Source organism: Dyella marensis (genome assembly GCF_049532885.1).
Lineage (GTDB): Bacteria > Pseudomonadota > Gammaproteobacteria > Xanthomonadales > Rhodanobacteraceae > Dyella_D > Dyella_D marensis.
The window spans coordinates 1,454,747-1,479,723 of sequence record NZ_CP064029.1; the positions used below are offsets into that span (position 1 = coordinate 1,454,747).

The 24,977-nt window shown below is 67.2% G+C and carries 21 protein-coding genes; 15 read left to right on the forward strand and 6 right to left on the reverse strand.

The features are described from left to right. Position 1: 1 nt before the first annotated feature. The 3 genes from ahpF to ISN75_RS06355 all read right to left on the reverse strand — a co-directional run bounded on the left by ahpF (position 2) and on the right by ISN75_RS06355 (position 3,789). Positions 2 to 1,585 (reverse strand): alkyl hydroperoxide reductase subunit F, encoded by a 1,584-nt coding sequence (gene ahpF, locus ISN75_RS06345; protein ID WP_168648508.1) that lies wholly within the window; start codon positions 1,583 to 1,585, stop codon positions 2 to 4. Positions 1,586 to 1,747: 162 nt separating this feature from the next. Next, a complete protein-coding gene (ahpC, locus tag ISN75_RS06350; protein ID WP_167258465.1) occupies positions 1,748 to 2,311 on the reverse strand; it encodes an alkyl hydroperoxide reductase subunit C in 564 nt (187 codons plus the stop codon). Between the two features lie 170 nt (positions 2,312 to 2,481). Next, positions 2,482 to 3,789: a dicarboxylate/amino acid:cation symporter gene (locus ISN75_RS06355; protein ID WP_167258463.1), complete on the reverse strand. Its 1,308-nt coding sequence runs from the start codon at positions 3,787 to 3,789 to the stop codon at positions 2,482 to 2,484. A gap of 143 nt (positions 3,790 to 3,932) precedes the next feature. Between ISN75_RS06355 and prpB the strand changes: the two genes are divergently transcribed. From prpB to ISN75_RS06395, 8 genes are all read left to right on the forward strand, one after another. Then, positions 3,933 to 4,820, forward strand: coding sequence for a methylisocitrate lyase (gene prpB, locus ISN75_RS06360; protein WP_168648509.1), 888 nt, complete (start codon positions 3,933 to 3,935; stop codon positions 4,818 to 4,820). A 70-nt stretch (positions 4,821 to 4,890) separates the two neighbouring features. Continuing rightward, positions 4,891 to 6,036: a bifunctional 2-methylcitrate synthase/citrate synthase gene (gene prpC / locus ISN75_RS06365; protein ID WP_168648510.1), complete on the forward strand. Its 1,146-nt coding sequence runs from the start codon at positions 4,891 to 4,893 to the stop codon at positions 6,034 to 6,036. A gap of 355 nt (positions 6,037 to 6,391) precedes the next feature. Further along, positions 6,392 to 7,360, forward strand: a complete 969-nt coding sequence (locus ISN75_RS06370) for a hypothetical protein (RefSeq protein WP_423385140.1) — start codon at positions 6,392 to 6,394, stop codon at positions 7,358 to 7,360. A 438-nt stretch (positions 7,361 to 7,798) separates the two neighbouring features. Next, the gene (locus ISN75_RS06375; RefSeq protein WP_168648512.1) at positions 7,799 to 8,728 is read left to right on the forward strand and encodes a hypothetical protein; all 930 of its coding nucleotides are present in this window, start codon (positions 7,799 to 7,801) and stop codon (positions 8,726 to 8,728) included. A 57-nt stretch (positions 8,729 to 8,785) separates the two neighbouring features. Beyond that, positions 8,786 to 9,187: a hypothetical protein gene (locus ISN75_RS06380; RefSeq protein WP_246866749.1), complete on the forward strand. Its 402-nt coding sequence runs from the start codon at positions 8,786 to 8,788 to the stop codon at positions 9,185 to 9,187. A gap of 4 nt (positions 9,188 to 9,191) precedes the next feature. Beyond that, a complete protein-coding gene (locus ISN75_RS06385) occupies positions 9,192 to 9,878 on the forward strand; it encodes a C39 family peptidase (RefSeq protein WP_167258453.1) in 687 nt (228 codons plus the stop codon). Beyond that, entirely contained in the window at positions 9,875 to 10,387 is a 513-nt protein-coding gene (locus ISN75_RS06390; protein WP_343819685.1) for a hypothetical protein, read from the forward strand. Before ISN75_RS06385 ends, ISN75_RS06390 begins: the two co-directional genes overlap by 4 nt. Before the next feature lie 154 nt (positions 10,388 to 10,541). Then, on the forward strand, positions 10,542 to 11,837 hold the full coding sequence (locus ISN75_RS06395; RefSeq protein ID WP_343819687.1) for an acetate kinase: 1,296 nt from the start codon (positions 10,542 to 10,544) through the stop codon (positions 11,835 to 11,837). A gap of 201 nt (positions 11,838 to 12,038) precedes the next feature. Here the strand turns inward: ISN75_RS06395 and ISN75_RS06400 are convergent, their stop codons facing one another. After that, entirely contained in the window at positions 12,039 to 12,716 is a 678-nt protein-coding gene (locus ISN75_RS06400; RefSeq protein ID WP_167258448.1) for a TerC family protein, read from the reverse strand. A 344-nt stretch (positions 12,717 to 13,060) separates the two neighbouring features. On the opposite strand from ISN75_RS06400, the gene acnD reads away from it, so the two are divergent. The 6 genes from acnD (at position 13,061) to ISN75_RS06430 (ending at position 21,953) form a co-directional block, all read left to right on the forward strand. Beyond that, positions 13,061 to 15,655, forward strand: a complete 2,595-nt coding sequence (gene acnD, locus ISN75_RS06405) for a Fe/S-dependent 2-methylisocitrate dehydratase AcnD (RefSeq protein WP_168648514.1) — start codon at positions 13,061 to 13,063, stop codon at positions 15,653 to 15,655. A gap of 2 nt (positions 15,656 to 15,657) precedes the next feature. Continuing rightward, a complete protein-coding gene (prpF, locus tag ISN75_RS06410) occupies positions 15,658 to 16,842 on the forward strand; it encodes a 2-methylaconitate cis-trans isomerase PrpF (RefSeq protein WP_168648515.1) in 1,185 nt (394 codons plus the stop codon). A gap of 83 nt (positions 16,843 to 16,925) precedes the next feature. Beyond that, positions 16,926 to 18,377, forward strand: coding sequence for a bifunctional 2-methylcitrate dehydratase/aconitate hydratase (locus ISN75_RS06415; protein ID WP_343819689.1), 1,452 nt, complete (start codon positions 16,926 to 16,928; stop codon positions 18,375 to 18,377). A 188-nt stretch (positions 18,378 to 18,565) separates the two neighbouring features. Further along, positions 18,566 to 19,675 carry an OmpA family protein gene (locus tag ISN75_RS06420; RefSeq protein ID WP_167258439.1) on the forward strand — a complete coding sequence of 370 codons (1,110 nt, stop codon included), beginning with the start codon at positions 18,566 to 18,568 and terminating at the stop codon, positions 19,673 to 19,675. Between the two features lie 321 nt (positions 19,676 to 19,996). Next, on the forward strand, positions 19,997 to 21,103 hold the full coding sequence (locus tag ISN75_RS06425; RefSeq protein ID WP_167258437.1) for an OmpA family protein: 1,107 nt from the start codon (positions 19,997 to 19,999) through the stop codon (positions 21,101 to 21,103). Positions 21,104 to 21,182: 79 nt separating this feature from the next. Next, positions 21,183 to 21,953 (forward strand): pseudouridine synthase, encoded by a 771-nt coding sequence (locus ISN75_RS06430; RefSeq protein ID WP_343819691.1) that lies wholly within the window; start codon positions 21,183 to 21,185, stop codon positions 21,951 to 21,953. Here ISN75_RS06430 and ISN75_RS06435 read toward each other — a convergent pair whose 3' ends face one another. Next, positions 21,954 to 22,823, reverse strand: coding sequence for a LysR family transcriptional regulator (locus ISN75_RS06435; protein ID WP_343819693.1), 870 nt, complete (start codon positions 22,821 to 22,823; stop codon positions 21,954 to 21,956). 127 nt (positions 22,824 to 22,950) lie between these two features. On the opposite strand from ISN75_RS06435, the gene ISN75_RS06440 reads away from it, so the two are divergent. Further along, complete coding sequence (locus ISN75_RS06440; protein WP_343819694.1) at positions 22,951 to 23,688, forward strand: hypothetical protein; 738 nt, start codon at positions 22,951 to 22,953, stop codon at positions 23,686 to 23,688. A gap of 37 nt (positions 23,689 to 23,725) precedes the next feature. On the opposite strand, the gene kbl is transcribed toward ISN75_RS06440, so the two are convergent. Next, the gene (kbl, locus tag ISN75_RS06445; RefSeq protein WP_167258430.1) at positions 23,726 to 24,928 is read right to left on the reverse strand and encodes a glycine C-acetyltransferase; all 1,203 of its coding nucleotides are present in this window, start codon (positions 24,926 to 24,928) and stop codon (positions 23,726 to 23,728) included. Positions 24,929 to 24,977 lie beyond the last annotated feature (49 nt).

Below are 24,977 nucleotides of genomic sequence, written 5' to 3' on the forward strand. Positions count from 1 at the left end.
ATCAGGCCGCGACAGCTTCCGCTTCGATCACCGGCATGCGGATCAGATGATCGAAGGCGCTGAGCGAGGCCTTGGCGCCTTCGCCCATGGCGATCACGATCTGCTTGTACGGCACGGTGGTGACGTCGCCCGCGGCGAACACGCCGGGGATCGAGGTCTCGCCGCGCGCATCCACTTCGATCTCGCCGCGCGGGGACAGCTTCAGCGTGCCCTTCAGCCATTCGGTATTCGGCAGCAGTCCGATCTGCACGAACACGCCTTCCAGTTCCACGCGCTCGCCGGCGCCGCTCTGGCGGTCGGTGTACGCCAGGCCGGTGACTTTCTGGCCGTCGCCCAGCACTTCGGTGGTCTGCGCGTTCACGATGATCCTTACGTTGGGCAGGCTGCGCAGCTTGCGCTGCAGGACTTCGTCGGCGCGCAGCTTGCCGTCGAATTCCAGCAGGGTGACGTGGCCGACGATGCCGGCCAGGTCGATCGCCGCTTCCACGCCGGAGTTGCCGCCGCCGATCACCGCCACGCGCTTGCCCTTGAACAGCGGGCCGTCGCAGTGCGGGCAATACGTCACGCCCTTGTTGCGGTATTCCTGCTCGCCCGGCACGTTCATGTTGCGCCAGCGCGCGCCGGTGGAAAGGATCACCGTCTTGGACTTCAGCGTGGCGCCGTTGGCCAGCTTCACTTCGAACAGGCCGTTCGGATCGGCCGGCGCGACCAGCTTCTCGGCGCGCTGCATGTTCATCACGTCCACGTCGTACTCGTGCACGTGCTGCTCCAGCGAGGCGGCCAGCTTGGGGCCTTCGGTATAGGTGACCGAGATGAAGTTCTCGATCGCCATGGTGTCCAGCACCTGGCCGCCGAAACGCTCCGCTGCCACGCCGGTGCGGATGCCCTTGCGCGCGGCGTAGATCGCCGCCGCGGCGCCGGCCGGGCCGCCGCCGACCACCAGCACGTCAAATGGCTTTTTGGCGTCGATCTTCCTGGCGTCGCGCTGGGCGGCGCCGGTGTCGAGGCGGGCGACGATCTGCTCGATCGTCATGCGGCCCTGGTCGAAGGTTTCGCCGTTGAGGAACACGGTGGGCACGGCCATCACCTGGCGCTCGTTCACCTCGTCCTGGAACAGCGCGCCGTCGATGGCCACGTGCTTGATATTGGGGTTGACCACGCTCATCAGGTTCAGCGCCTGCACGGTGTCCGGGCAGCTGTGGCAGGAGAGCGACATGAAGGTCTCGAAGCGGTACTCGCCTTCGAGGTTGCGCACCTGCTCCAGCAGCTCCGGCGCGGCCTTGGACGGATGGCCGCCGACCTGCAGCAGGGCCAGCACCAGGGAGGTGAATTCGTGGCCGAGCGGGATGCCGGCGAAGCGCACTTCGACGTCGGTGCCGACGCGGCTGATCGCGAACGAAGGCTTGCGCGCATCCTTGCCGGCGCGGCTCAGGCTGACCTTGTCGGACAGCGAGGCGATGTCTTCCAGCAGCCCGGCCAGTTCCTGCGAGGCAGCGCTGTCGTCGAGGGAGGCCACCAGCTCGATCGGGTGCGTGACCTTTTCGAGGTAGGCCTGCAATTGGGTCTTCAGATCGGCGTCCAACATGGTGGTTGCTCCGTTGTTTCGGGGAATTCGGGGTGAGCGCCGCGAGCACCTGGCCAGAGCCAGGCGTCGCGGGCAACTTGCGTCTTCGGAAAGCGGACCCGGCAGGACGCCGGGTCCGGAGCGGCCCGATGCAGCGGGCCGCGTATCGCGGAAAAGCGTGGCTTAGATCTTGCCAACCAGGTCGAGCGAGGGCTTCAGGGTCTTGTCGCCTTCCTTCCACTTGGCCGGGCACACCTCGCCCGGGTGGGAGGCGACGTACTGCGCGGCCTTCACCTTGCGCAGCAGCTCGGAAGCGTCGCGGCCGATGCCGTTGTCATGGATCTCGCACAGCTTGATCTGGCCTTCCGGATTGATCACGAAGGTGCCGCGCAGCGCCAGGCCTTCCTCTTCGATCATCACGTCGAAGTTGCGGGTGATGGTGCCGGTCGGATCGCCGATCAGGGTGTACTTCACCTTCTTGATCGCGTCGGAGGTGTCGTGCCATGCCTTGTGCGCGAAGTGGGTGTCGGTGGACACGCCGTAGATCTCCACGCCCAGCTTCTGGAATTCGGCGTAATGGTCGGCCAGGTCCTCGAGCTCGGTCGGGCAGACGAAGGTGAAGTCCGCCGGATAGAACACCACCACCGACCACTTGCCCTTGAGGCTGGCGTCCGTCACTTCGATGAACTTGCCGTCCTTGTAAGCCTGCGCCTTGAACGGTTTGATTTCGGTGTTGATCAACGACATCGGTTGTTTTCCCGTGTTGTGGTGGTTGGAAGCAGCAAAGATTAGCGCCGGCAACGGGATTTATCTAATCGATTGTCGGGATGGTGGTGATAGATGGCGACTATCGATAGCCGGCCCCGGCGCAAGACCTGGAGTCTGCGCCCGCCATCGTGACAGGAACGCGAGCCTGGTCAGGTGCCAGCGCGGCTGGCCTGGACGTCCACCACGGTGGCGGCGACCAGGTCGCCGCCCACGTTCACCGTGGTGCGCAGCATGTCCAGGATGCGGTCCACCCCCAGCACCAGGCCGATGCCGTCCGGCGGCACCCCGAAAGTGGCAAGCAGGCCGGCGATCAACGGCATGGAGCCGCCGGGGATGCCGGCCACCGCCACCGCGCTGAGCACGGCCAGCAGCATCAGCACGCACTGCTGGCCCAGCGCCAGTTCCACGCCGAAGGCCTGGGCCACGAACAGCACCACGCAGCCTTCGAACAGGGCGGTGCCGCTCATGTTCATGGTGGCGCCCAGCGGCAGCACGAAGCCGGCGGTGCTGGGCGAGAGCTTGAGCTGATCGCGGGCCAGTGCGAGCGAGGCGGGCAGGGTGGCGCTGCTGGAACTGGTGGAGAAGGCGGTGATCAGCACCGGCCGCACCTGCCGGAACCAGGCCAGCGGCGAGCGCCCGGCCAGCAGGCGCAGCCACAGCGACATGGTGCCGAACAGATGCAGCGCCAGCGCGAAGGCGCAACCGGCGGCGAACACGGCCAGGGTGAGCAGCGCATCGGTGCCGATCTTCACGATCACGCTGTAGATCATCGCCGGCACCGCCACCGGCGCCAGCCGCAGCGCGAAGCCGACGATGCCGGTCATCAGCTCGCTCACCAGATCCAGCCCCGCCTGCAGCCGGCGGCGTTTTTCATCGTCCAGCAGGGTGGCCGCCGCACCGACCAGGATGGCGAACAGGATCAGCGGCAGCACGTCGCCGAGCATGCCGCGATCGTTACCGACGAAGGCGCCGAACAGATTGCGCGGCATGAACATGTCCACCACCGCGGCCGGCGTCAGCGCCGGCCGCTGCTGCTGGCGCTCCACCGCCAGGTGCGCGCTGCCGCCGTATTCCTGCATCAGCCGCTCGCGCGAACCCGGTTCCAGCTGATGGCCCGGCTGCAGCAGGTTCATCATCAGCAGGCCCAGCGCCACCGCGATCAGCATGTTGGCCGCGAACAGCGCAAAGGTGCGCCCGGCCAGCGGCCCGAGGCGGCCGAGCCGGCCCAGCTGCGCCACGCCGGAAGCGAGCGAGGCGAATACCAGCGGGATCACTACGAAGAACAGCAGGCGCAGGAACACCTGGCCGAGCGGATCGAGCACGGTGGCGGCGAAGGCCTGCATGGCCTTCAGCGCACCCGGATAAAAGCGGCCGATGGCGAGGGTGAGCACCGCGGCGGCAATGCCGATCAGCAGGCCCTGGAGAATGCGTGTGGCAAGTCGGGTGGGTGTACTCATGCAAGCGAATGTAGGTAGCGATACGGCGCCCGGCGATACGCATATCGACGCTTGTGGTACGCGATTGGTGCGATCTTTGACGCGCCGCAGCACGGGTTGGACCCGCTCCGCGCGCTAAAATCGCCGCTTTACGCGGAGGTTCCATGACCCACAACGCATCCCCCGGCGCACGCTTCCGCGCCGCACTGGCCGAAGAGCAGCCGCTGCAGGTCATCGGTGCCATCAATGCCAACCACGCTCTGCTCGCCAGGCGCGCCGGCTACCGTTCGATCTATCTCTCCGGCGGCGGTGTCGCAGCCGGCTCGCTGGGCCTGCCGGACTTGGGCATCAATACGCTGGACGACGTGCTCACCGACGTGCGCCGCATCACCGACGTGTGCGACCTGCCGCTGCTGGTGGACATCGACACCGGCTTCGGCCCCAGCGCGTTCAATATCGCCCGCACGGTGAAGAGCCTGATCAAGTTCGGTGCGGCCGCCTGCCATATCGAGGACCAGGTCGGCGCCAAGCGCTGCGGCCACCGCCCGGGCAAGGAAATCGTTTCTTCCGGCGAGATGGCCGACCGCGTGAAGGCGGCGGCGGACGCCAAGACCGATGCGGACTTCTTCCTGATCGCACGCACCGACGCCATCCAGACCGAAGGCGTGGATGCGGCGATCGAGCGCGCCATCGCCTGCGTCGAAGCCGGCGCCGACGGCATCTTCGCCGAGGCCGTCTACGACCTGCCGACTTACCGCCGTTTCGCCGATGCGGTGAAGGTGCCGGTGCTGGCCAATATCACCGAGTTCGGCAAGACGCCGCTGTTCAGCGTCGACGAACTGCGCGAAGCCGGCGTCGGCATCGTGCTGTATCCGCTGTCCGCGTTCCGCGCCATGAACAGGGCCGCTGAGAACGTCTACCAGGCGATCCGCCGCGACGGCCACCAGCGCAACGTGATCGACACCATGCAGACGCGCGAGGAGCTGTACGACCGCATCGGCTATCACGATTTCGAGCGCCGCCTGGACGAGCTCTTCGCCAAGAAGGGCTGAGCGCCGCTTTCCCCACGGAGGCGCGCGCCGCCTTCGTCCATAGAGATTCATGCGTGCAGGAGAACCATCGATGAGCGAGCAAGTCCTCCCCAAGGCCAAGAAATCCGTCGCCCTGTCGGGCGTGGCCGCGGGCAATACCGCGCTGTGCACGGTTGGCCGCAGCGGCAACGACCTGCATTACCGCGGCTATGACATCCACGACCTGGCCGCCAAGGGCTGCTTCGAGGAGGTCGCCTATCTGCTGGTGCACGGCGTGCTGCCGAACTGGGCCGAACTCAACGCCTACCGCGCCAAGCTCAAGCGCCTGCGCGGACTGCCCGCGCCGGTGAAGAGCGCGCTGGAACTGCTGCCGGCCGCCACCCATCCGATGGACGTGATGCGCACCGGCTGCTCGGTGCTGGGCACCGTGCTGCCGGAGAAGGACGACCACAACCTCACCGGCGCGCGCGACATCGCCGACCGCCTGATGGCCAGCTTCGGCTCGATGCTGCTGTACTGGTACCACTTCAGCCACAACGGCAAGCGCATCGAGACCGAGACCGACGACGAGTCGATCGCCGGCCACTTCCTGCACCTGCTGCACAACAAGAAGCCTAGCGAGCTGCACGCGCACGCGCTGGACAAGTCGCTGGTGCTGTACGCCGAGCACGAGTTCAACGCGTCCACCTTTACCGCGCGCGTCATCGCCGGCACCGGTTCGGACATGTATTCCGCCATCACCGGCGCGATCGGCGCGCTGCGCGGTCCCAAGCACGGCGGCGCCAACGAAGTGGCGATGGAGATCATCGCGCGCTACCGCAACGCGGCCGAGGCGGAAGCCGACATCCGGGCCCGCGTCGAGCGCAAGGAGATCATCATCGGCTTCGGCCATCCGGTGTACACCGTGTCCGACCCGCGCAACGAGATCATCAAGGAGGTCTCGCGCAAGCTGTGCACCGAAGGCGGCAACCCGACCCTGTTCGAGGTGTCCGAGCGCATCGAGAAGCTGATGTGGGAACTGAAGAAGATGTTCCCCAACCTCGACTGGTTCTCGGCCAGCGCGTACCACATGATGGGCGTGCCCACCGCGATGTTCACGCCGCTGTTCGTTATCGCGCGCACCTCCGGCTGGAGCGCGCACGTGATCGAGCAGCGCCAGGACGGCAAGATCATCCGCCCGAGCGCGAACTACACCGGTCCGGAAGACCAGGCTTACGTGCCGATCGAAAAGCGCTGAGCGCAAGCCGTCCGGCACGGAAAGAAGGGAGCCCGCGGGCTCCCTTTTTTGTTTCCGCCGCATGGCATTTCGCATGTTCTTGCGTTTGCGTCAGCATCGTCTGCGGCCGGTGAAGAAGTGGCGGCCTTCCATTCACACCGGTTGTACGCGTGCTTCGCAGCAAGGAATCCGCATTCGGTGTCAACTTCCCCGGCCATCTGGACGGCCATACGCGCGGCCTGTCTTCGCACCCGCACGCCGCGTGCGAAGACGTTGCGCACCACGCCAGGAGGGCGCTATCCCAACCGTCATCAGGAGTGTGCGACCCATGAATAGATTCATCGGAAGAACGCGCCGGAGCAGGTTCGGCGCATCGTTGATCGCCGTCTTGTCCTTGCTGGCCGTCGCCGTCGGCGCGCAAGCCGCCGAGCAGGCCGCGTTGAAGCCCGACGCGGCCCTCACCTCGGTGAGCGCGATGGAGCTGCAGCTGCGCCCGCAGGGCGTGCCAAGCAATTTCGTGGTGACACCCAATGGTTATTTCGATCCTGCCTGCGTGCAGGAAGTGCATGAAGGCGAGGAGCTGCACAAGGACGGCAATATCCGCCGCGTCGACGGTTCGCTGCGCAAGCCCGCGCTGTGCTCGCAGCCGCACTTCGCGCTGAACGGCACGCGGATCGAGCCGAACGGGGCGGTGAGCTTCCCGGCCGCGCACAACCCGACCATCAACGGCTGGGTGATCGACACCAATTATTCCAGCAGCGTGGCGATCGGCCGCATCGTGGCCAGCTGGAAGGTGCCGAGCAACCCGACCACCTCGGCCAGCCAGGTGATCTATTTCTTCCCTGGACTCGAGCAGCTGCCGAACGTGCAGTCGATCCTGCAGCCGGTGCTGGGCTGGAACGGCTACAACGACCACAAGTGGACCATGGCCAGCTGGAACTGCTGCGTCAGCGGCACCACGTACCACAGCTCGCCGATCAACGTGTCGGTGGGCGACAGCATCACCGGCGACACCTTTTCCAATTGCGCGCCCGGCGTGACCTGCTCGACCTGGAAGATCGTGTCCAAGGACGTGACCAAGGGCACCAGCACCACGCTCACCACCAATCCGTATGCCACGCTGAACTGGGTCTTCGGCGGCGTGCTGGAAGCCTATGGCGTCAGCAGCTGCAGTCATTACCCGAGCAACGGCTCGATCGCCTTCACCAATATCGCGGTCTATAACCTGAACCAGGTGCAGATCGCCAATCCGCCGTGGACCAAGGACTTCCCGGTGGGTTCGACCAGCCCGCAGTGCAACTACGGCATCACCGCCACGGCGTCCAACACCACGCTGGTGTACTGAGCCGACGTGCCATCCGCGGGCGCGCCGGTTGCGGCGCCCGCGGATGTTTTTATCCGGCAGCGCGAAAAGCGCCGCTTCCTTCGCGCTTCGCGGCGCGTAGATGCTTTGTTGCTGACCGGCAGGCACAGGGCGTAACGCCGCTGTTACAGCGTAGCGAAGCGTGGCCTGCACCGAGTGGTGGCGGGCTGCGTCCGCCCTTGTTTTCAGCCCTTTGGGGCCTGCGCGCGTCTGCGCGGCGTAACACGATTGATGCACTCGGGCCCGCTGCCATTCCCGGCGTTCAGCGGCGCGATCGGTTTCGCGCCATGCAAGTGCTTGACTGCGCGCAAGGATTTCGCGCGATGCGAAACGGTGGAAGCCAGTGGCATGCATGTTGCCACGTCTGGAAGCCGCGTAGCTCGGCGTACCAGGGGGCCACTGTTCCGCAGGAGAGAGTCCATGCGCAAGACACTCATCGCCACGGCAATTCTGCTTGGCATCGGCTTGACGCTACCCGCCATGGCAGACGACGACAATTCGACCAACTCGCACAACAACAGCTCCACTCATACCCGGACCAATTCGAGCCAGGGCAACGACCGCAACAACATGGGCGATGCCAATGCATCGGCAGTGGGCGCGGCGTCCGCCAACAACGGCGGCACGGCCACTTCGGCGGTCACCAACTCGTTCAATAACAGCAAGGCGGTGGCGGTCAGCCGGCTCGACGGCACGGTGACCGATATCCAGGTCAGCGGCATCGGCAACGTCGCGCAGAACTGGGGCAATGCCAATGGCGCACGCGGCGGTTCCGGCGGCGATGCCTATGGCGGCTACGGCACGGGCGGCGGCGGCGGCTCAGGCGGCAGCGGCGGCAACGCGCATGCGCGCAGCGGCCGCGTCGGCGACAGCTCGGGCACCAGCGGCGGCGCAGCGGCAGGCGCGGGCGCGTGGGGCGGCGGCAGCGACGGCGACAACTACGGCAACGCCAGCGCGGATGCGCGCCGCAACAGCACCGGCGGCACCTCGACCGGCGGCAGCGGCGCATGGGCCGGCGGCTCGGCGACGGGCGGCACCTCGACTTCGACCAGCGGCAGCGCCACCGCCACCGGCGGCGCGAGCGGCGCGGCCGATGCCACCGCGGGTGCGGGCGGCATGGGCGGCGAAGGCGGCGTGGGCACGGGTGGCGGTGCGGCCGGCGGCGCCGGCGGCGCGGGCGCGGCGGGCGGCGCGTCGTGGGCTACGGCGGGCACCTTCGACATGTCCAACCACATGGAAGGCGCCGCGGCAGCGGCGGCAGGCGTGACCGTGATGGCGCAGAACAGCGGCGTGGCCGCGCTCACGCAGCAGAGCGTGAACGTGCAGGCCAACCTCAACGTCGGCCATTGATGTGCAACCGCGTGGCGGGGCCCACGCCCCGCCACGTTCGCGCAAGGGAGAACCGCCATGAGGAAGATCACAGCTGCATGCGGCGTCGGCATGGCGTGCCTGTCGCTGGGTGCATGGGGGCTGGCGCAGGCGCAAGCGGCGCCCACGTATCTGTCCGCCTCGCCCGCATCGGCCTATCGCGCGGCCGCGGCAGCGCATCCCGATGAAGTGAACGGCTTGGGCGCGCGCGTCGACAGCAAGGTGCTCGCGAGCTTGAGCGGCGGCGCCGACGTCAGCGCGAAAATGACCCTCGACGGCACGGTGAGCAACAACCAGGCCGACGACGTGGTCACCGGCACCAACTCGATCAGCGCAGGCTCCTTCCAGGGGGCCGCCGGCGTGCCGATGGTGATCCAGAACACCGGCAACAATGTGCTGATCCAGAACGCCACCATCATCAACGTGCAGTTCCGGCAGTAGCGCCATGAGGCCATGGCTGCCGGTGCTGCTGCTGTCCGCGCTGTGCTGGCACGGCGCGGCGCCGGCTGCGTCGATCACGGTGCCGGGCGCGCAGGGGCAGAGCCTCAGCCTCAGGCTCACCAGCCTGAAGGAAGCGCGCTTCCGCAACACCATCCGGCAGAAGTACGACTTCAGCTGCGGCTCGGCGGCGGTGGCGACGCTGCTTACCTATCAATACGGCTATCCGGTCGACGAGCAAGCCGCGTTCGCGCAGATGTATGCGCACGGCGACCGCGCCAAGATCGGCCGCGAAGGCTTCTCGCTGCTGGACATCAAGCGCTATCTGGCCGCCAACGGCTTCGACGCCGATGGTTTCGAAGTGCCGCTGGACAAGCTGCAGCAGGAACGCCTGCCGGCGATCGTGCTGATCGACGAGCGCGGCTATCACCATTTCGTGGTGGTGAAAGGCCTGCTCTACGACCGCGTGCTGATCGGCGATCCCGCGCTGGGCACGCGCTCGCTGCCGCGGGCGCGCTTCGAGGCGATGTGGAAGAACCGCCTGGTCTTCGTCATCCACAACCGCCGCACGCTGGCGGTCTTCAACAGCCCGTCCGACTGGCGCGCCGCGCCGCTGGCGCCGCTCGGTACCAGCATCGACCGCCGCGGCCTGGACGGCATCACCCTCCCCAAGCGGGGGCCGGGGGACATATGAGCACGCGCACGCATCGCGCCGGCCTGGGGCTGGCGCTGCTGGTCGCGACGGCGCTGGCGGCGCCGCGCGCTTACGCGGACGAGCAGGCCGTTGCGCAGTGGACGCCCGTAAGCGAGGCGCGCCTCGATGCGGCGCGCGGCGGCTTCGATCTCGGCACGGGCCTGGTGGCGTCGCTGGGGCTGGACCGCGTGGTGTACGTCGACGGCAACCTGGTCGCGTCCACCCATATCCAGATCCCCGACGTCGCGCATCTCACGCCGGCGCAGGCCAGCGCGCTATCGGCAGCCATCAATACGGCCGCCGTGGTGCAGGTGGGTCCCGGCAACGCGGTCGACCCGGCTGCGCTCGGCCAGAACGCCGCGACCACCGTGGTGCAGAACACGCTCGACAACCAGCGCATCGCGGCGATGACCACGCTCAATGTTTCGGTGAACACGCTCGGCGCGTTCCGCAACTTGAACCTGGGCCAGAGCCTGCAATCGGCGCTGGCCAATCCGCTCGGCCGCTGAGGGTGAGCCCCTCTCCCATCGGCGACCCGAAGGGAGAAGGGTTTGCTCTTGGAGAGTGAGAGAAGAAGGTGCCAATCAAGGAACCGGGGAGAGGGTGATGATCGGGAATCGTGGGGTAAGGCATAGCGTCGCCGCAGCCGTGGGCTTGGCGCTCATGGCCAGCACAGTCGCCGCGCAGCAAGCGCCCGCAGTGGAATCCGATGAACTGCACCAGCAGGTGAAAGCGCAAGGCGAGCGCCTGGATGCCATGCGCAGCCAGATCGCCGCGCAGATGGAACAGCTGGAAACCATGAGGCGCACGCTCGCCGCGCAGGAAGCCCAATACCGCGAGCTGCGCCAGGCAGTGGGCCTGGATGTGCTGGACCGTCAGCGTGCCGGCAATATCCGCGCGGCCGGCAGTTCGGCCACGGCCTTGCCGATGCCGGCCGATGCGGTGGCCGCTGCGGGCCCGGAAGACACGCAGCCCGTCGGCCAGGCGCCGCAGCGCGACTCGCGCCCGCCCGAAGTGGCGCCGATCTTCGACCAGCCCGGCGTGCTGACGCCGCCCGGCAAGCTGATCGTCGAACCCTCGTACCAGTTCGGTTATTCCTCGGCGGACCGCGTGGCGCTGGTGGGCTACACCATCATTCCGGCGATCCTGATCGGCCTGGTCGACGTGCGCCAGGTGAAGACCACCACGCAGACCGGCGCGATCGCGCTGCGCTACGGCATCACCAACCGGATGGAAGCGGAGGTGCGCATTCCCTTCGTGCATGGGCACACCGACACCATCAGCCGCGAGATTTTCACCGGCAGCGCCACCGACCGCGCCTTCGGCGCCAGCGGCAGCGGCCTGGGCGACATCGAGGCGACGCTGCGCTACCAGCTCAACGACGGCGGCGCCGACAAGGCTTATTACGTGGCCTGGCTGCGCGCGAAATCGCGCACCGGCCGCGATCCGTTCGAGGTCACCACCGACTGCGTGCAGCGCTGCGTGCAGAACGCCACCGGCACCGGCCTGCCATTGCAATTGCCTACCGGCAGCGGCTTCTACTCGCTGCAGCCGGGCGTGACCTGGCTGTATCCGTCCGACCCGGTGGTGTTCTTCGGCAACGTCAGCTACCTGCACAACTTCGCGCGCAACAACGTCAGCCGCACCCTGGTGCTGGCGGGCAAGGAGAACCTCGGCAAGATCCAGGTCGGCGACGTGGCCGACGTCAGCGTGGGCATGGGCCTGGCGCTCAACGAGAAGGCCTCCTTCAGCATCGGCTACGACCAGAGCTGGGTAGGCGTGACCAAGCAGAACAACCGTCGGGTGGCCGGTTCGGTGAAGACGGTGCTGGGCACCTTGCTGATCGGCGGCTCGTACCGCTTCAGCGACAAGCGCACGCTCAACTTCACCCTGGGCGTGGGCGTGACGCGCGATACGCCGGACGCGACGGTGACGGTGCGGGTGCCGATGATGTATTGAGCGCGCCGCGGCGGTGCTACAAGTTCGTCATTCCGGCGCAGGCCGGAATCCAGTAGCGGCAACATTCGGTTGTCGTGTCGCCGCTCAAGCGATGCTTGTGGCGTAGTCGCTCAAGCCAGCGCCGTCGTCACTGGATTCCGGCCTGCGCCGGAATGACGGGGTTTGGAGTGGGCGGCACACCCGTGGCCGCCCGTTTTCGACTCACGCAAGCTTCGCGCGCCGCTTCTGCACATACCACCCGCCGCCGCACACCGCGGCCACCAGCAGCACGTCCAGCGCGTAGCGCGCCCAGCCGTGCGCATCGAACCAGTCGTGCAGCAGGTGGTCGTGCGCGATCATGCGCGCGGCGGTCCAGGCGATCGCGCCGGCGCCGATGTAGACGATGACGGGGAAGCGTTCGATCAGCTTCAGGATCAGGGTGGAGCCCCACACCACCAGCGGCACGCTGATGGCCAGGCCGATGATCACCAGCACCATGTGGCCGCCGGAGGCGCCGGCGATCGCCAGCACGTTGTCCAGGCCCATCAGTGCGTCGGCCACCACGATGGTGCGGATCGCCGTCCAGAATCCCGCCGCGGCGCTCACCTGGTGTCCGTCGCCCTCGTCCGAGCGCAGCAGCTTCCAGGCGATGGGCAGCAGCAGCAGGCCGCCGACCAGCATCAGGCCGGGCAGCTTGAGCAGGTAGACCACCACGGCGGTCAGCGCCACGCGCACCGCCACCGCGCCGAAGCTGCCCCAGAACACCGCCTTCTTCTGCAGCTGCTTGGGCAGGTTGCGCGCGGCCATGGCGATGACGATGGCGTTATCGCCCGCCAGCACGAGGTCGAGCAGGACGATGGCCAGCAGGCCGGAGAAGAATTCGGGGGTGAGGAAATCCATGGCGGTTCATGTTCCTGCGCGCGGGACGAATGCAGCAACCACGAGCGCACGCAGCCTCGTGATTACCGCAAAAGTCTCGTTCCCGGCAGAACCGCTGCAGTGACCGGGGCGGTGCTCCGCCCGTGATGACGACCACTGCACGGACGCGCGCTGCGGCGCGTCCGGAACTACTCCCCTTTGGGATTAGTGCCCGCCATTGTCGGTGGCGCCGTGCATACCAGTCAAGCCAACACCCTTAAGCAAAAGGCTTTCCCTCGCTACAATGTGGCGGTTTTGCATCGACGCGAGCGGCCGCCGCCCGGCGGACGCGGGCCGGGCAATCTCTTCCTGGGTTCTCGACACATATGAATAGCGACTACCGCAAACCCCTTCCCGGCACCTCGCTGGATTACTTCGATGCGCGCGCCGCCGTGGAGGCGCTGCAGCCGGGCGCCTACGACACGCTGCCGTACACCTCGCGCGTGCTGGCCGAGAACCTGGTGCGCCGCTGCGATCCGGCGATCCTGGCCGATTCGCTGCGGCAGCTGATCGAGCGCAAGCGCGAGCGCGACTTCCCGTGGTTCCCGGCGCGCGTGGTCTGCCACGACATCCTCGGCCAGACCGCCCTGGTCGACCTCGCCGGCCTGCGCGATGCGATCGCCGAGCGCGGTGGCGATCCGGCCAAGGTCAATCCGGTGGTGCCGGTGCAGCTGATCGTCGATCACTCGCTGGCGGTGGAATGCGGCGGCTTCGATCCGCAGGCCTTTGCCAAGAACCGCGCGATCGAGGATCGCCGCAACGAGGACCGCTTCCACTTCATCGAGTGGACCAAGAAGGCGTTCGAGAACGTCGACGTGATTCCGCCGGGCAACGGCATCATGCACCAGATCAATCTGGAGAAGATGTCGCCGGTGATCCAGGTGCAGGAGGGAGTGGCTTACCCCGACACCTGCGTCGGCACCGACAGCCACACGCCGCACGTGGACGCACTGGGCGTGATCGCCATCGGCGTGGGCGGCCTGGAAGCAGAGAACGTGATGCTCGGCCGCGCCTCGTGGATGCGCCTGCCGGACATCGTCGGCGTGGAACTGACCGGCAAGCGCCAGCCCGGCATCACCGCCACCGACATCGTGCTGGCGCTGACGGAATTCCTGCGCAAGGAGAAAGTGGTCGGCGCCTACCTGGAATTCCGCGGCGAAGGCGCGGCCAGCCTGACGCTGGGCGATCGCGCCACCATCTCCAACATGGCGCCCGAATACGGCGCCACCGCCGCGATGTTCTTTATCGACGGCCAGACCCTCGACTACCTGCGCCTGACCGGCCGCAGCGACGAGCAGGTCAAGCTGGTGGAAACCTATGCCAAGGCCGCCGGGCTGTGGGCCGATACGCTGGCCGCCGCGCAGTACGAACGCACGCTGAGCTTCGATCTGTCCTCGGTGGTGCGCAACATGGCGGGCCCGTCCAACCCGCACAAGCGCCTGCCGACGGCCGATCTCGCCGCGCGCGGCATCGCCGGCGAGTGGCAGGAACAGCCGGGCCAGATGCCCGATGGCGCGGTGATCATCGCGGCCATCACCAGCTGCACCAACACCAGCAATCCGCGCAACGTGATCGCCGCGGCGCTGCTCGCGCGCAATGCCAATGCGCGCGGCCTTACCCGCAAGCCGTGGGTGAAGAGTTCGCTGGCGCCCGGTTCCAAGGCGGTGGAGCTGTACCTGAAGGAAGCGAACCTGCTGCCGGAACTGGAACAGCTCGGCTTCGGCATCGTGGCCTTCGCCTGTACCACCTGCAACGGCATGTCCGGTGCGTTGGATCCGAAGATCCAGCAGGAAATCATCGAGCGCGACCTGTACGCCACCGCGGTGCTTTCCGGCAACCGCAACTTCGATGGCCGCATTCATCCGTACGCCAAGCAGGCTTTCCTCGCTTCGCCGCCGCTGGTGGTGGCGTACGCCATTGCCGGCACTATCCGCTTCGATATCGAGAAGGACGTGCTCGGCGTCGACGCCAACGGCCAGCCGGTGCTGCTCAAGGACATCTGGCCCAGCGACGAGGAGATCGATGCGATCGTGTCCTCCAGCGTGAAGCCGGAACAGTTCCGCAAAGTCTACGAGCCGATGTTCGCGCGCAGCGGCCAGGGCGGCACCACGGCCGCGCCGCTGTACGACTGGCGCGCGCAGAGTACGTATATCCGCCGTCCGCCGTACTGGGAGGGCGCCCTGGCCGGCGAGCGCACGCTCAAGGGCATGCGCGCGCTGGCGGTGCTGGGCGACAACATCACCACCGACCATCTGTCGCCGTCCAACGCGATCCTGCTGGACAGCGCCGCGGGCGAATACCTCGCGAAGATGGGCCTGCCGGAAGAAGACTTCAATTCCTACGCCACCCACCGCGGCGACCACCTCACCGCGCAGCGCGCCACCTTCGCCAATCCCACCTTGCTCAACGAGATGGCGGTGGTCGACGGCGCGGTGAAGAAGGGCTCGCTCGCGCGCGTGGAGCCGGAAGGCAAGGTCATGCGCATGTGGGAAGCGATCGAGACGTATATGCAACGCAAGCAGCCGCTGATCGTGATCGCCGGCGCCGACTACGGCCAGGGTTCGTCGCGCGACTGGGCTGCCAAAGGCGTGCGTCTGGCCGGCGTGGAAGCGATCGCGGCGGAAGGCTTCGAGCGCATCCATCGCACCAACCTGATCGGCATGGGCGTGCTGCCGCTGGAGTTCAAGCCCGGCACCGACCGCAAGACCCTGGGCATCGACGGCAGCGAAACCTTCGACGTGATCGGCGCGCGCACGCCGCGTGCGGAACTTACGCTGGTGATCCACCGCCGCAACGGCGAACGCGTCGACGTGCTGGTGACCTGCCGCCTCGACACCGCCGAAGAAGTGTCGATCTACGAAGCGGGCGGCGTGCTGCAGCGTTTCGCGCAGGACTTCCTCGAAGCTTCGCAGGCGGCATGACCATGGCCCACGCTCCCCAGCTGCGCATTCCCGCCACGTATCTGCGTGGCGGCACCAGCAAAGGCGTGTTCTTCCGCCTGCAGGACCTGCCCGAAGCCGCGCAGGTGCCCGGCGCCGCGCGCGATGCGCTGCTGCAGCGGGTGATCGGCAGCCCCGACCCGTACGGCAAGCAGATCGACGGCATGGGCGGCGCCACCTCCAGCACCAGCAAGACGGTGATCGTGTCGCGCAGCACGCGCGCCGACCATGACGTGGACTACCTGTTCGGCCAGGTGGCGATCGACCAGGCCTTCGTCGACTGGAGCGGCAACTGCGGCAACCTGTCGGCGGCGGTCGGTCCGTTCGCTATCGCGGGCGGCCTGGTCGACCCCGCACGTGTGCCGCGCGACGGCGTGGCCGTGGTGCGCATCTGGCAGGCCAATATCGGCAAGACGATCATTGCCCACGTGCCGATGACCGGCGGCGCGGTGCAGGAAACCGGCGATTTCGAACTCGACGGCGTGACGTTCCCGGCGGCGGAAGTACAGCTGGAATTCATGGATCCGGCCGCGGACGAAGAGGGCGCGGGCGGGGCGATGTTCCCCACTGGCCACGTGGTGGACGACCTGGATGTGCCGGGCGTCGGCACGCTCAAGGCGACCATGATCAATGCCGGCATCCCCACCATCTTTGTCGAGGCCGCGGCGATCGGCTACACCGGCACCGAGCTGCAGGACGCGATCAACGGCGATCCGAAGGCGCTGGCGATGTTCGAGACCATCCGCGCGCATGGCGCGTTGCGCATGGGGTTGATCGGTTCGCTGGAGGAGATCGCCACGCGCCAGCACACGCCGAAGGTGGCGTTCGTCGCCGCGCCGGCGGACTACGTCGCTTCCAGCGGCAAGGCGGTGAAGGCGGGCGACATCGATCTGCTGGTGCGCGCCATGTCGATGGGCAAGCTGCACCACGCCATGATGGGTACGGCGGCGGTGGCGATCGGCACGGCGGCGGCGATTCCCGGCACCCTGGTCAACATGGCGGCCGGCGGCGGCGAGCGCTATGCGGTGCGCTTCGGCCATCCCTCGGGAACGCTGCGGGTCGGTGCCGAAGCGGCGCAGGTCGGCGGTGCGTGGACGGTGACCAAGGCGGTGATGAGCCGCAGCGCGCGCGTGCTGATGGAAGGCTGGGTGCGCCTGCCTGCAGTCTGATTCGGCGGGGGCGGGCGTTGACTGCCGCCGGATGCGGCGACATGGTTAGTGGTCTCGATCAGGCTTGCCAGGAGAGGGGCTTCATGAGTTCGCATGACATCCGCTCCGCCGAGCGGCCGTCGCCCGACCAGGCGATGGTCGACGTCGCCGATTACGTCCTCGACTACCGCATCGATTCCGCCGAAGCCTACGACACGGCGCGCTACATGCTGCTGGATTCGCTGGCTGCGGCAATGCTGGCGATGAAGTTTCCCGAATGCGTCAAGCACCTCGGCCCGCTGGTGCCGGGCGCCGTGCTGCCGGGCGGCGCGCGCGTGCCGGGCACCAGCTACGAGCTGGACCCGGTGCAGGCGGCATTCGCCATCGGTACGCAGATCCGCTGGCTGGACTTCAACGACACCTGGCTGGCGGCCGAGTGGGGCCACCCCTCCGACAACCTCGGCGCGATCCTGGCCGTGGCCGACTATCTCGGCCGCAAGGCCCAGCGCGAGGGCGGCACGGCGCTTACCGTGCGCGAGGTGCTGGGCTGGGCGATCAAGGCGCACGAGATCCAGGGCTGCTACGCCCTGCTCAACAGCTTCAATAGAGTGGGGCAGGACCACGTGATCCTGGTCCGGCTGGCCTCCACCGCGGTGGCCGCCGCCATGCTGGGCGGCAGCAGGGAGCAGATCGTCACCGCCGTCTCGCACAGCTGGATCGACAACGGCGCCCTGCGCACCTACCGCCACGCCCCGAACACCGGCCCGCGCAAGAGCTGGGCGGCGGGCGACGCCTGCCGGCGCGCGGTGACCCATGCGATCCATGCGGTCTACCGCGGCGTGGCGGGCTATCCATCCGCGCTGAGCGCGGCGACCTGGGGCTATTACGACGTGGCGTTCAAGGGGAACGCCTTCCGCTTCGAGCGGCCGTTCGGCAGCTATGTGATGGAGAACGTGCTGTTCAAGCTCAGCTACCCGGCCGAGTTCCACGCGCAGACCGCAGTGGAGTGCGCCATGCGGCTGCACCCTCAGGTGGCCGGCCGCCTCGACGAGATCGACCAGGTGGCGATCGAGACCCAGGAGGCGGGCGCGCGCATCATCGACAAGACCGGCCCGCTGGCCAACTACGCGGACCGCGACCACTGCATCCAGTACATGGTGGCCGTGCCGCTGATCTTCGGCCGCCTGACCGCCGAGGACTACGGCGACGAGGTCGCCGCCGACCCGCGCATCGATGCCTTGCGCGCCCGCATGGCGGTCAGCGAGGACCCGCGCTTCACCCGCGACTACTACGACCCCGACAAGCGCTTTATCGGCAACTCGGTGCAGGTGTTCTTTAAAGATGGCAGCAGTACGGAAAAGATCACCGTCGATTATCCGATCGGCCATCGCCGGCGCCGGGCGGAAGGCATCCCGGTGCTGCTCGGCAAATTCGAGGCGGCGATGCGCGGGCACTTGCCCGGGCACAAGGTCGGGGCGATCCTCCACGCGATAGCAGACCCGAGCAGGCTGGACGCCATGCCTGTTCAGGAATTCCTGGAACTCTTCACGTTGTAAAGACGGTGTGAGCTAAAAACTGAACGGGCGTTCGGAGAATTGTTTGTTTTTTGCTAAGCTCTCTGCGCCCGTTTCGGGTGGTTTGGCTTCAAGGCCGGCATCGGCCGGGACTCATGGCGGCACGGCCCGCAGGGTCGTTCGCCTGGGGGTGGAACGGACGCGAAAACCAATAAACGAGGAGACACCTGATGAAACGTAAGGGCTTGTACTTCGTGATCGCGCTTGCCCTGGGCGGCGTAGGTGCCGCTCACGCGCAGGACACTGCCAGCGCCACGCCCACTTACGACGGCCGCTGGTACATCGCCCCCACCGTGGGCGGCTACTACAACGATACCGACCGCAATACCAACAGCCGCCAGGTCTATTACGGCCTGGGCGTCGGCAAGTTCATCGCGCCGAACACCTCGATCGACCTGTTCATCGACCGCACCAAGCGCGACATCGATTCCAAGATCGGTGGCGGCAACTGGTCCAACAACAACTTCGGCGCCGCGGCGCGCTTCTACTTCGGCGCGTGGGACGCATGGCGTCCGTACCTGCTGGCCGGCGTGATGGGCAGCTACCACCACAGCCGCTTCGACAACGCGTGGTCGCCCGCCGCCGAGCTGGGCGTCGGTATCTCCAAGACCATCACCGACAGCAGCGACATCCGCGCGGAAGCCGGCTACCGCTACGACTGGGACGACAAGACCCAGCCGGAGAAGAACGGCTACGGCGACTGGTTCCTGGGCTTCAGCGTGGTGTCGCGCTTCGGCGCTCCGCCGGCTGCCCCGACCACCACGCCGCCCCCGCCGCCGCCGCCGGATTGCTCCAAGCTCGACAGCGACGGCGATGGCGTGAACGATTGCGACGACAAGTGCCCGGGTACGCCGGCCGGCACCATCGTCGGTCCGGATGGTTGCCCGCAGAAGGTCGTGATCGACCTGCGCGGCGTGAACTTCAAGTTCGACTATCCGAAGAAGGGCCACGTGAAGGCTGGCGAGATCGGCAAGGCCCTGGCCACCCCGACCGCCGACTCGATCGCGATCCTGGACCAGGCCGTGGACACCCTGGGCCGCTATCCGAACGTGAAGGTCACGGTCGCCGGCTATACCGACTCGGTCGGCAAGGACGACTACAACCAGAGCCTGTCGGAGCGTCGCGCGCAGATCGTGTTCGACTACCTGACCTCGCACGGCATCGACGCCAGCCGCCTGCAGGGTCCGATCGGTCACGGCAAGAACGACCCGATCGACAGCAACGACACGGATGCCGGCCGCGCCCGCAACCGTCGTACCGAGCTGCAGGTCCAGCAGTAATCGACCGCATGGTCGTCAGAAAAGCCCGGCGCGAGCCGGGCTTTTCTTTTGCCTCGCAGCCATGTGCGAAGAACTTTCGGTGAGGCGCGTTTTCACGCGAATTTGCCTGAACGAGAACCCACCAAAAGCTTAAGCTGTCACGTTTACCTGTTAAGGGACGTGTGTATCTCTTAACGGTTTTGCTACACTCTGCGCCGCTTGCTGTTAGGAACGCCAAGCAGGGAGCCATGAGGCCCCCGAATGTCGAACCCTGAAGTTCTGACGCGCGATTTCCGTCTGGGGTGGAACGGACGCGAAAACCAATAAACGAGGAGACACCTGATGAATCGTAAGGGCTTGTATTTTCTGATTGCCCTGGCCCTGGGCGGCGTGGGTGCCGTTCACGCGCAGGACAGCAGCTCCAGCGCACCCGCCGGTTTCGATGACCGTTGGTACATTGCCCCGACCGTCGGCGGCTACTACAACGACACCGACCGCAACACCAACAGCCGTCAGGTTTACTACGGCCTGGGCGTCGGCAAGTTCATCGCGCCGAACACCTCGATCGACCTGTTCATCGATCGCACCAAGCGCGACATCGACTCCAAGGTCGGTGGCGGCAACTGGTCCAACAACAACTACGGCGTGACCGCCCGCTACTACTTCGGCGCGGCCGACGCATGGCGTCCGTACCTGCTTGCCGGCGTGATGGGCAGCTACCACCACAGCCGTTTCGACAAGGCCTGGTCGCCGGCCGCCGAGCTGGGCGTCGGTATCTCCAAGTCGATCACCGACAGCAGCGACATCCGTGCGGAAGCCGGCTACCGCTACGACTGGGACGACAAGACCCAGCCGGAGAAGAACGGCTACGGCGACTGGTTCCTGGGCTTCAGCGTGGTGTCGCGCTTCGGCGCTCCGCCGGCTGCCCCGGTGGCCGCCACCCCGCCGCCGCCGCCGGCTCCGGACTGCTCCAAGCTGGACAGCGACGGTGACGGCGTGAACGACTGCGACGACAAGTGCCCGGGTACGCCCGCCGGTACCATCGTCGGTCCGGACGGCTGCCCGAAGCAGGTCGTCATCGACCTGCGCGGCGTGAACTTCAAGTTCGACCGTCCGAAGAAGGGCGAGAAGGACATCAAGAAGGCCCTGGCTGAGCCCAGCGCCGACTCGATCGCCATCCTCGACCAGGCCATCGACACCCTGCAGCGCTACCCGCAGGTGAAGGTGACGGTTGCCGGCTACACCGACTCGGTCGGTAAGGACGCCTACAACCAGAGCCTGTCGGAGCGTCGCGCGCAGATCGTGTTCGACTACCTGACCGGCCACGGCGTCGACGCCAGCCGCCTGCAGGGCCCGATCGGTCACGGCAAGAACGACCCGATCGACAGCAACGACACGGATTCGGGCCGCGCCCGTAACCGTCGCACCGAGCTGCAGGTCCAGCAGTAATCACGACCGCAAGGTCGCGTGGAAAAGCCCGGCGCAAGCCGGGCTTTTCTTTTGGGCGGACTGGGGCACGATGACCGGCATGGACCGAAAGCAAGGGCAGGGCAGGCGAATCACGCCGGGCCGCGGTGCCGCAGCCGCGCCGAAGCACGGCCTGGCCCGCGTGCTCAGCAAGCTTGGCGTGTGCTCGCGCAGCCAGGCGGAGAAGGCCATACGCGAAGGCCGCGTCAGCGTGGACGGCCGCGTGGTGCTCGACCCGGAACGCCCCGCCGACGCAGCCCGCCAACGCATCCTGCTCGACGGCGCCCCGGTCAGCGAGGCGCAGCGCGTCTACATCGTCCTCAACAAACCCCGCGGCATCGTGGTCAGCGCCGCCGACGAGCGCGGCCGCGACACCGTCTACGACCTGCTGAAGGACGCCGGCCTGCCCTGGCTCGGCCCGGTCGGCCGCCTGGACAAGGCCAGCGAAGGCCTGCTGCTGCTGAGCAACGACAGCGCCTGGGCCGCTCGCCTCACCGAGCCGCGCCACCACGTCGACAAGACCTACCACGTGCAGATCGACGCCGTGCCGGACGCCGCGCTGCTGGAGCGCCTCGCCGAAGGCGTAGTGGACGAAGGCGAACGCCTTGCCGCGAAGCAGGCCACGCTGCTGCGCGCGGGCGAAAAGAACGCCTGGCTGGAGATCGTCCTCGACGAAGGCCGCAACCGCCATATCCGCCGCCTGCTCGAAGCGCATGGCATCGGCGTGCTGCGGCTGATCCGCGTGGCCATCGGCACGCTGCCTTTGGGCGAACTCGCCAAGGGCCGGTGGCGCCACCTGCGCCCCGAGGAAGTCGCCGCGCTATCGCGCTGATCAGCCGCGCAACTGCTCCCGCACCACGTCTAGCGTGCGCTCCTGCAGCGGATGCGTGCGCGCCGGATCCATCACCGCATAGATCGTATTGAGGCAAGGCTTGCTCTCGCGCCCCACGGTGACGACGTCGCCGCGCGCCTCGGCCTCCCGCACGCACGCATACGGCACGACCGACAGCCCCCGGCCGGCCGCCACCCAGTCCAGCACTTCTTCCAGTTCCTCGAAATGCGCCACGCTGCGCAGCCGTGCGGGCTTCTCGCCCAGCACCTGGGTGAACCAGGTGGCGAACACGTAGTCGCTCTCGTCATAGGTCACGTAATCGGCCTGGGCCAGCGCGGCGATATCCAGCGTTGGCAAACTCTGCCGTGCGGATGCGATCAAGGCCGCCTGTTCCATGCCGACCGCAACCAGGCGCAAGGCGCCATGCGGCAGCATCAGATGCACGAAGCCCAGATCGCTGGCGCCGGTTTCCACCTGCCGCACCACTTCTTCCGCGGTGGGAAAGCTCATGCGGATCGGCACATCCGCCAGCGGCCCTTCGCGGAACAGCGGCAGCAGTTCATAGCGCCCGAAGCCGCTCACCGCCGCGATGCGCAGCGGTTGCGCCGGCTCGTCGCGCATCGCCTCGTGCACCTTGGCCAGGTCGCGCCCCATATCGCGGCAGAACGCCAGCAGCCGCTCGCCGGCGGCATTGGGCACCAGCGGACCCTGTCCGCGGCGGAACAGCGGCATGCCCAGCGCTTCCTCCAGCTTGCGCAGCTGGTAGCTCACCGCCTGCTCGGTGCGGTGCAGCGACGCGGCGGCAGCGCGCAGGCTGCCGCCTTCGCAGACGGCGCGGAACGCGTGCAGATAACGCAACTCCACATTCATGCGCGGAACCCTGGGCGAGGAGGGGATGAGGGGCGAAAAATTTTCGCCGCAAGCCCAAAAAGATTCGCATGGCCGCGAAGGCAGCGGCAAGCCGAGAATCGCAGCCGCCCACCCGCCAGGAATCCCCATGAGCCGCTGCCACCCGTTTCTGCTAGCCCTGTGCCTGGCCTTGCCCGCCCATGCTGCCCCAAGCCAGGCCGCCCCGGGCCATGCCGCACATTTCTACCTCTACCGCATGCAAACCGGCGCCGCCGATAAGTTCGAGCAGGGCTACCGCCAGCACCTCGCATGGCATCGCGCCCACCGCGATCCGCTGTCCTGGTACGGCTGGACCATCGAGGACGGCGAGCGCAGCGGCTGGTTCGTCGACGCCAGCGTGGGCGAGCCGTTCGCCGCCTTCGATCATCGGGTGGACGTAGCGGGCGACGGCGCCGATTTCCGCGCCAACGTGTCTGCGTATGCCATCCCGATGGGACAGCCCACCTATGTGCTGCTGCGCGAAGCCAGCACCGGTACGCCGCTGGAGAACCGCAAGCCCAGCGCCACCATGCAGGTGACGCACGTGCACGTGCGGCTTGGCATGGAGGCGCGTTTCGAGCGCGCGCTGGCCGTCGCACGCCAGGCCTTGCAGAAGGAACCCGGCGCCCCGGCCCATACCTGGTATCGCCTGGTCACCGGCGGCGACTCGGCGCAATACATGCTGCTGGTGGCCCGCGATCGCTGGGCCAGCTATGACGGTTTCGAACGCAGCCTCGGTTCGCTGCTGGCGAACGACGAAGCTGCACAGCGCGACATCGGCGATGCCGTGCAATCGGCCACTACCGAAACCTGGCGCTACCGCGCCGAACTCAGCGCGCTGCAATAGCGGAAGCGGGGGAGCGCAACCGCTCCCCCGTCGATGCTCAGCCGATCACCCCAAGCTCGCGGCCCACCTTGGTGAACGCCGCGATCGCGCGGTCCAGGTGCTCGCGCGTATGCGCCGCGCTCATCTGCGTGCGGATGCGCGCCTGGCCCTGCGGCACCACCGGATAGAAGAAGCCGGTGACGTAGATGCCTTCCTCCAGCAGCTTCGCCGCCATGGCCTGCGCCTTCTTGGCGTCGTAGATCATCACCGGCACGATCGGGTGCACGCCCGGCTTGATGTCGAAGCCGGCCTGGCTCATCTGCTCGCGGAAGTAGCGGGTGTTCTCCTGCACGCGCTGGCGCAGCTCGCCCGCGCTGGACAGCATGTCGAACACCTTCAGCGCCGCGGCCACCACGTGCGGCGGCAGCGAGTTGGAAAACAGATAAGGACGCGAGCGCTGGCGCAGCAGTTCGATCACTTCGGCGCTGCCGGTGGTGAAGCCGCCCAGCGCGCCGCCGAGCGCCTTGCCCAGGGTGCCGGTGAAGATGTCGATCTTGTCCATCACGCCGTTGACTTCAGCCGAGCCGCGGCCGCTGTCGCCGAGGAAGCCGGTGCAGTGGCATTCGTCGATATGCACCATCGCGTCGTACTTGGCGGCGAGCGCGGCGATCTTGTCCAGCGGCGCGATAAAGCCGTCCATCGAGAACGCACCGTCGGTGGTGATCAGCTTGGTGCGCGCGCCCGCGGCGTCGGCCGCCTGCAGCTGCTTTTCCAGGTCGGCCATGTCGCAATTGGCGTAGCGGAAGCGCTTGGCCTTGCACAGGCGGATGCCGTCGATGATCGAGGCGTGGTTGAGCGCATCGGAAATGATCGCGTCCTCTTCGCCCAGCAGCGGCTCGTACAGGCCGCCGTTGGCGTCGAAGCAGGCGGCGTAGAGGATGGTGTCCTCGGTGCCGAAGAACTCGGCGATCTTCTTTTCCAGCTGCTTGTGCAGGTCCTGCGTGCCGCAGATGAAGCGCACCGAGGCCATGCCGAAGCCGTGGCTGTCCAGCGCCTCCTTGGCGGCCTGGATCACGTCGGGATGATCGGCCAGGCCCAGGTAGTTGTTGGCGCAGAAGTTCAGCACCTTGCGCCCGCCCTCCAGCTCGATCTGCGCCGACTGCGGCGAGACGATCACGCGCTCGCCCTTGAACAGGCCCTGCTCGCGGATGGAATCCAGTTCGGCGGCGTAGCGCGCGCGGGTGGTGTCGGAGTAGCTCATCGGGATCGGCCCTTGGGGGGAAAGATGCCGATTGTGAGCCTTTGCGGCC

Bases quoted from the DNA above. Each gene is read 5' to 3' on its own strand.
- acnD (WP_168648514.1), top strand. From the start codon at position 13,061: ATGAATAGCGACTACCGCAAACCCCTTCCCGGCACCTCGCTGGATTAC.
- ISN75_RS06375 (WP_168648512.1), top strand. From the start codon at position 7,799: ATGCGCAAGACACTCATCGCCACGGCAATTCTGCTTGGCATCGGCTTG.
- ahpC (WP_167258465.1), bottom strand. From the start codon at position 2,311: ATGTCGTTGATCAACACCGAAATCAAACCGTTCAAGGCGCAGGCTTAC.
- ISN75_RS06400 (WP_167258448.1), bottom strand. From the start codon at position 12,716: ATGGATTTCCTCACCCCCGAATTCTTCTCCGGCCTGCTGGCCATCGTC.
- ISN75_RS06380 (WP_246866749.1), top strand. From the start codon at position 8,786: ATGAGGAAGATCACAGCTGCATGCGGCGTCGGCATGGCGTGCCTGTCG.
- ISN75_RS06395 (WP_343819687.1), top strand. From the start codon at position 10,542: ATGGCCAGCACAGTCGCCGCGCAGCAAGCGCCCGCAGTGGAATCCGAT.
- prpC (WP_168648510.1), top strand. From the start codon at position 4,891: ATGAGCGAGCAAGTCCTCCCCAAGGCCAAGAAATCCGTCGCCCTGTCG.
- ahpF (WP_168648508.1), bottom strand. From the start codon at position 1,585: ATGTTGGACGCCGATCTGAAGACCCAATTGCAGGCCTACCTCGAAAAG.
- ISN75_RS06435 (WP_343819693.1), bottom strand. From the start codon at position 22,823: ATGAATGTGGAGTTGCGTTATCTGCACGCGTTCCGCGCCGTCTGCGAA.
- ISN75_RS06425 (WP_167258437.1), top strand. From the start codon at position 19,997: ATGAATCGTAAGGGCTTGTATTTTCTGATTGCCCTGGCCCTGGGCGGC.
- prpB (WP_168648509.1), top strand. From the start codon at position 3,933: ATGACCCACAACGCATCCCCCGGCGCACGCTTCCGCGCCGCACTGGCC.
- ISN75_RS06420 (WP_167258439.1), top strand. From the start codon at position 18,566: ATGAAACGTAAGGGCTTGTACTTCGTGATCGCGCTTGCCCTGGGCGGC.
- prpF (WP_168648515.1), top strand. From the start codon at position 15,658: ATGGCCCACGCTCCCCAGCTGCGCATTCCCGCCACGTATCTGCGTGGC.
- ISN75_RS06390 (WP_343819685.1), top strand. From the start codon at position 9,875: ATGAGCACGCGCACGCATCGCGCCGGCCTGGGGCTGGCGCTGCTGGTC.
- ISN75_RS06430 (WP_343819691.1), top strand. From the start codon at position 21,183: ATGGACCGAAAGCAAGGGCAGGGCAGGCGAATCACGCCGGGCCGCGGT.
- ISN75_RS06415 (WP_343819689.1), top strand. From the start codon at position 16,926: ATGAGTTCGCATGACATCCGCTCCGCCGAGCGGCCGTCGCCCGACCAG.
- ISN75_RS06385 (WP_167258453.1), top strand. From the start codon at position 9,192: ATGAGGCCATGGCTGCCGGTGCTGCTGCTGTCCGCGCTGTGCTGGCAC.
- ISN75_RS06355 (WP_167258463.1), bottom strand. From the start codon at position 3,789: ATGAGTACACCCACCCGACTTGCCACACGCATTCTCCAGGGCCTGCTG.
- ISN75_RS06440 (WP_343819694.1), top strand. From the start codon at position 22,951: ATGAGCCGCTGCCACCCGTTTCTGCTAGCCCTGTGCCTGGCCTTGCCC.
- kbl (WP_167258430.1), bottom strand. From the start codon at position 24,928: ATGAGCTACTCCGACACCACCCGCGCGCGCTACGCCGCCGAACTGGAT.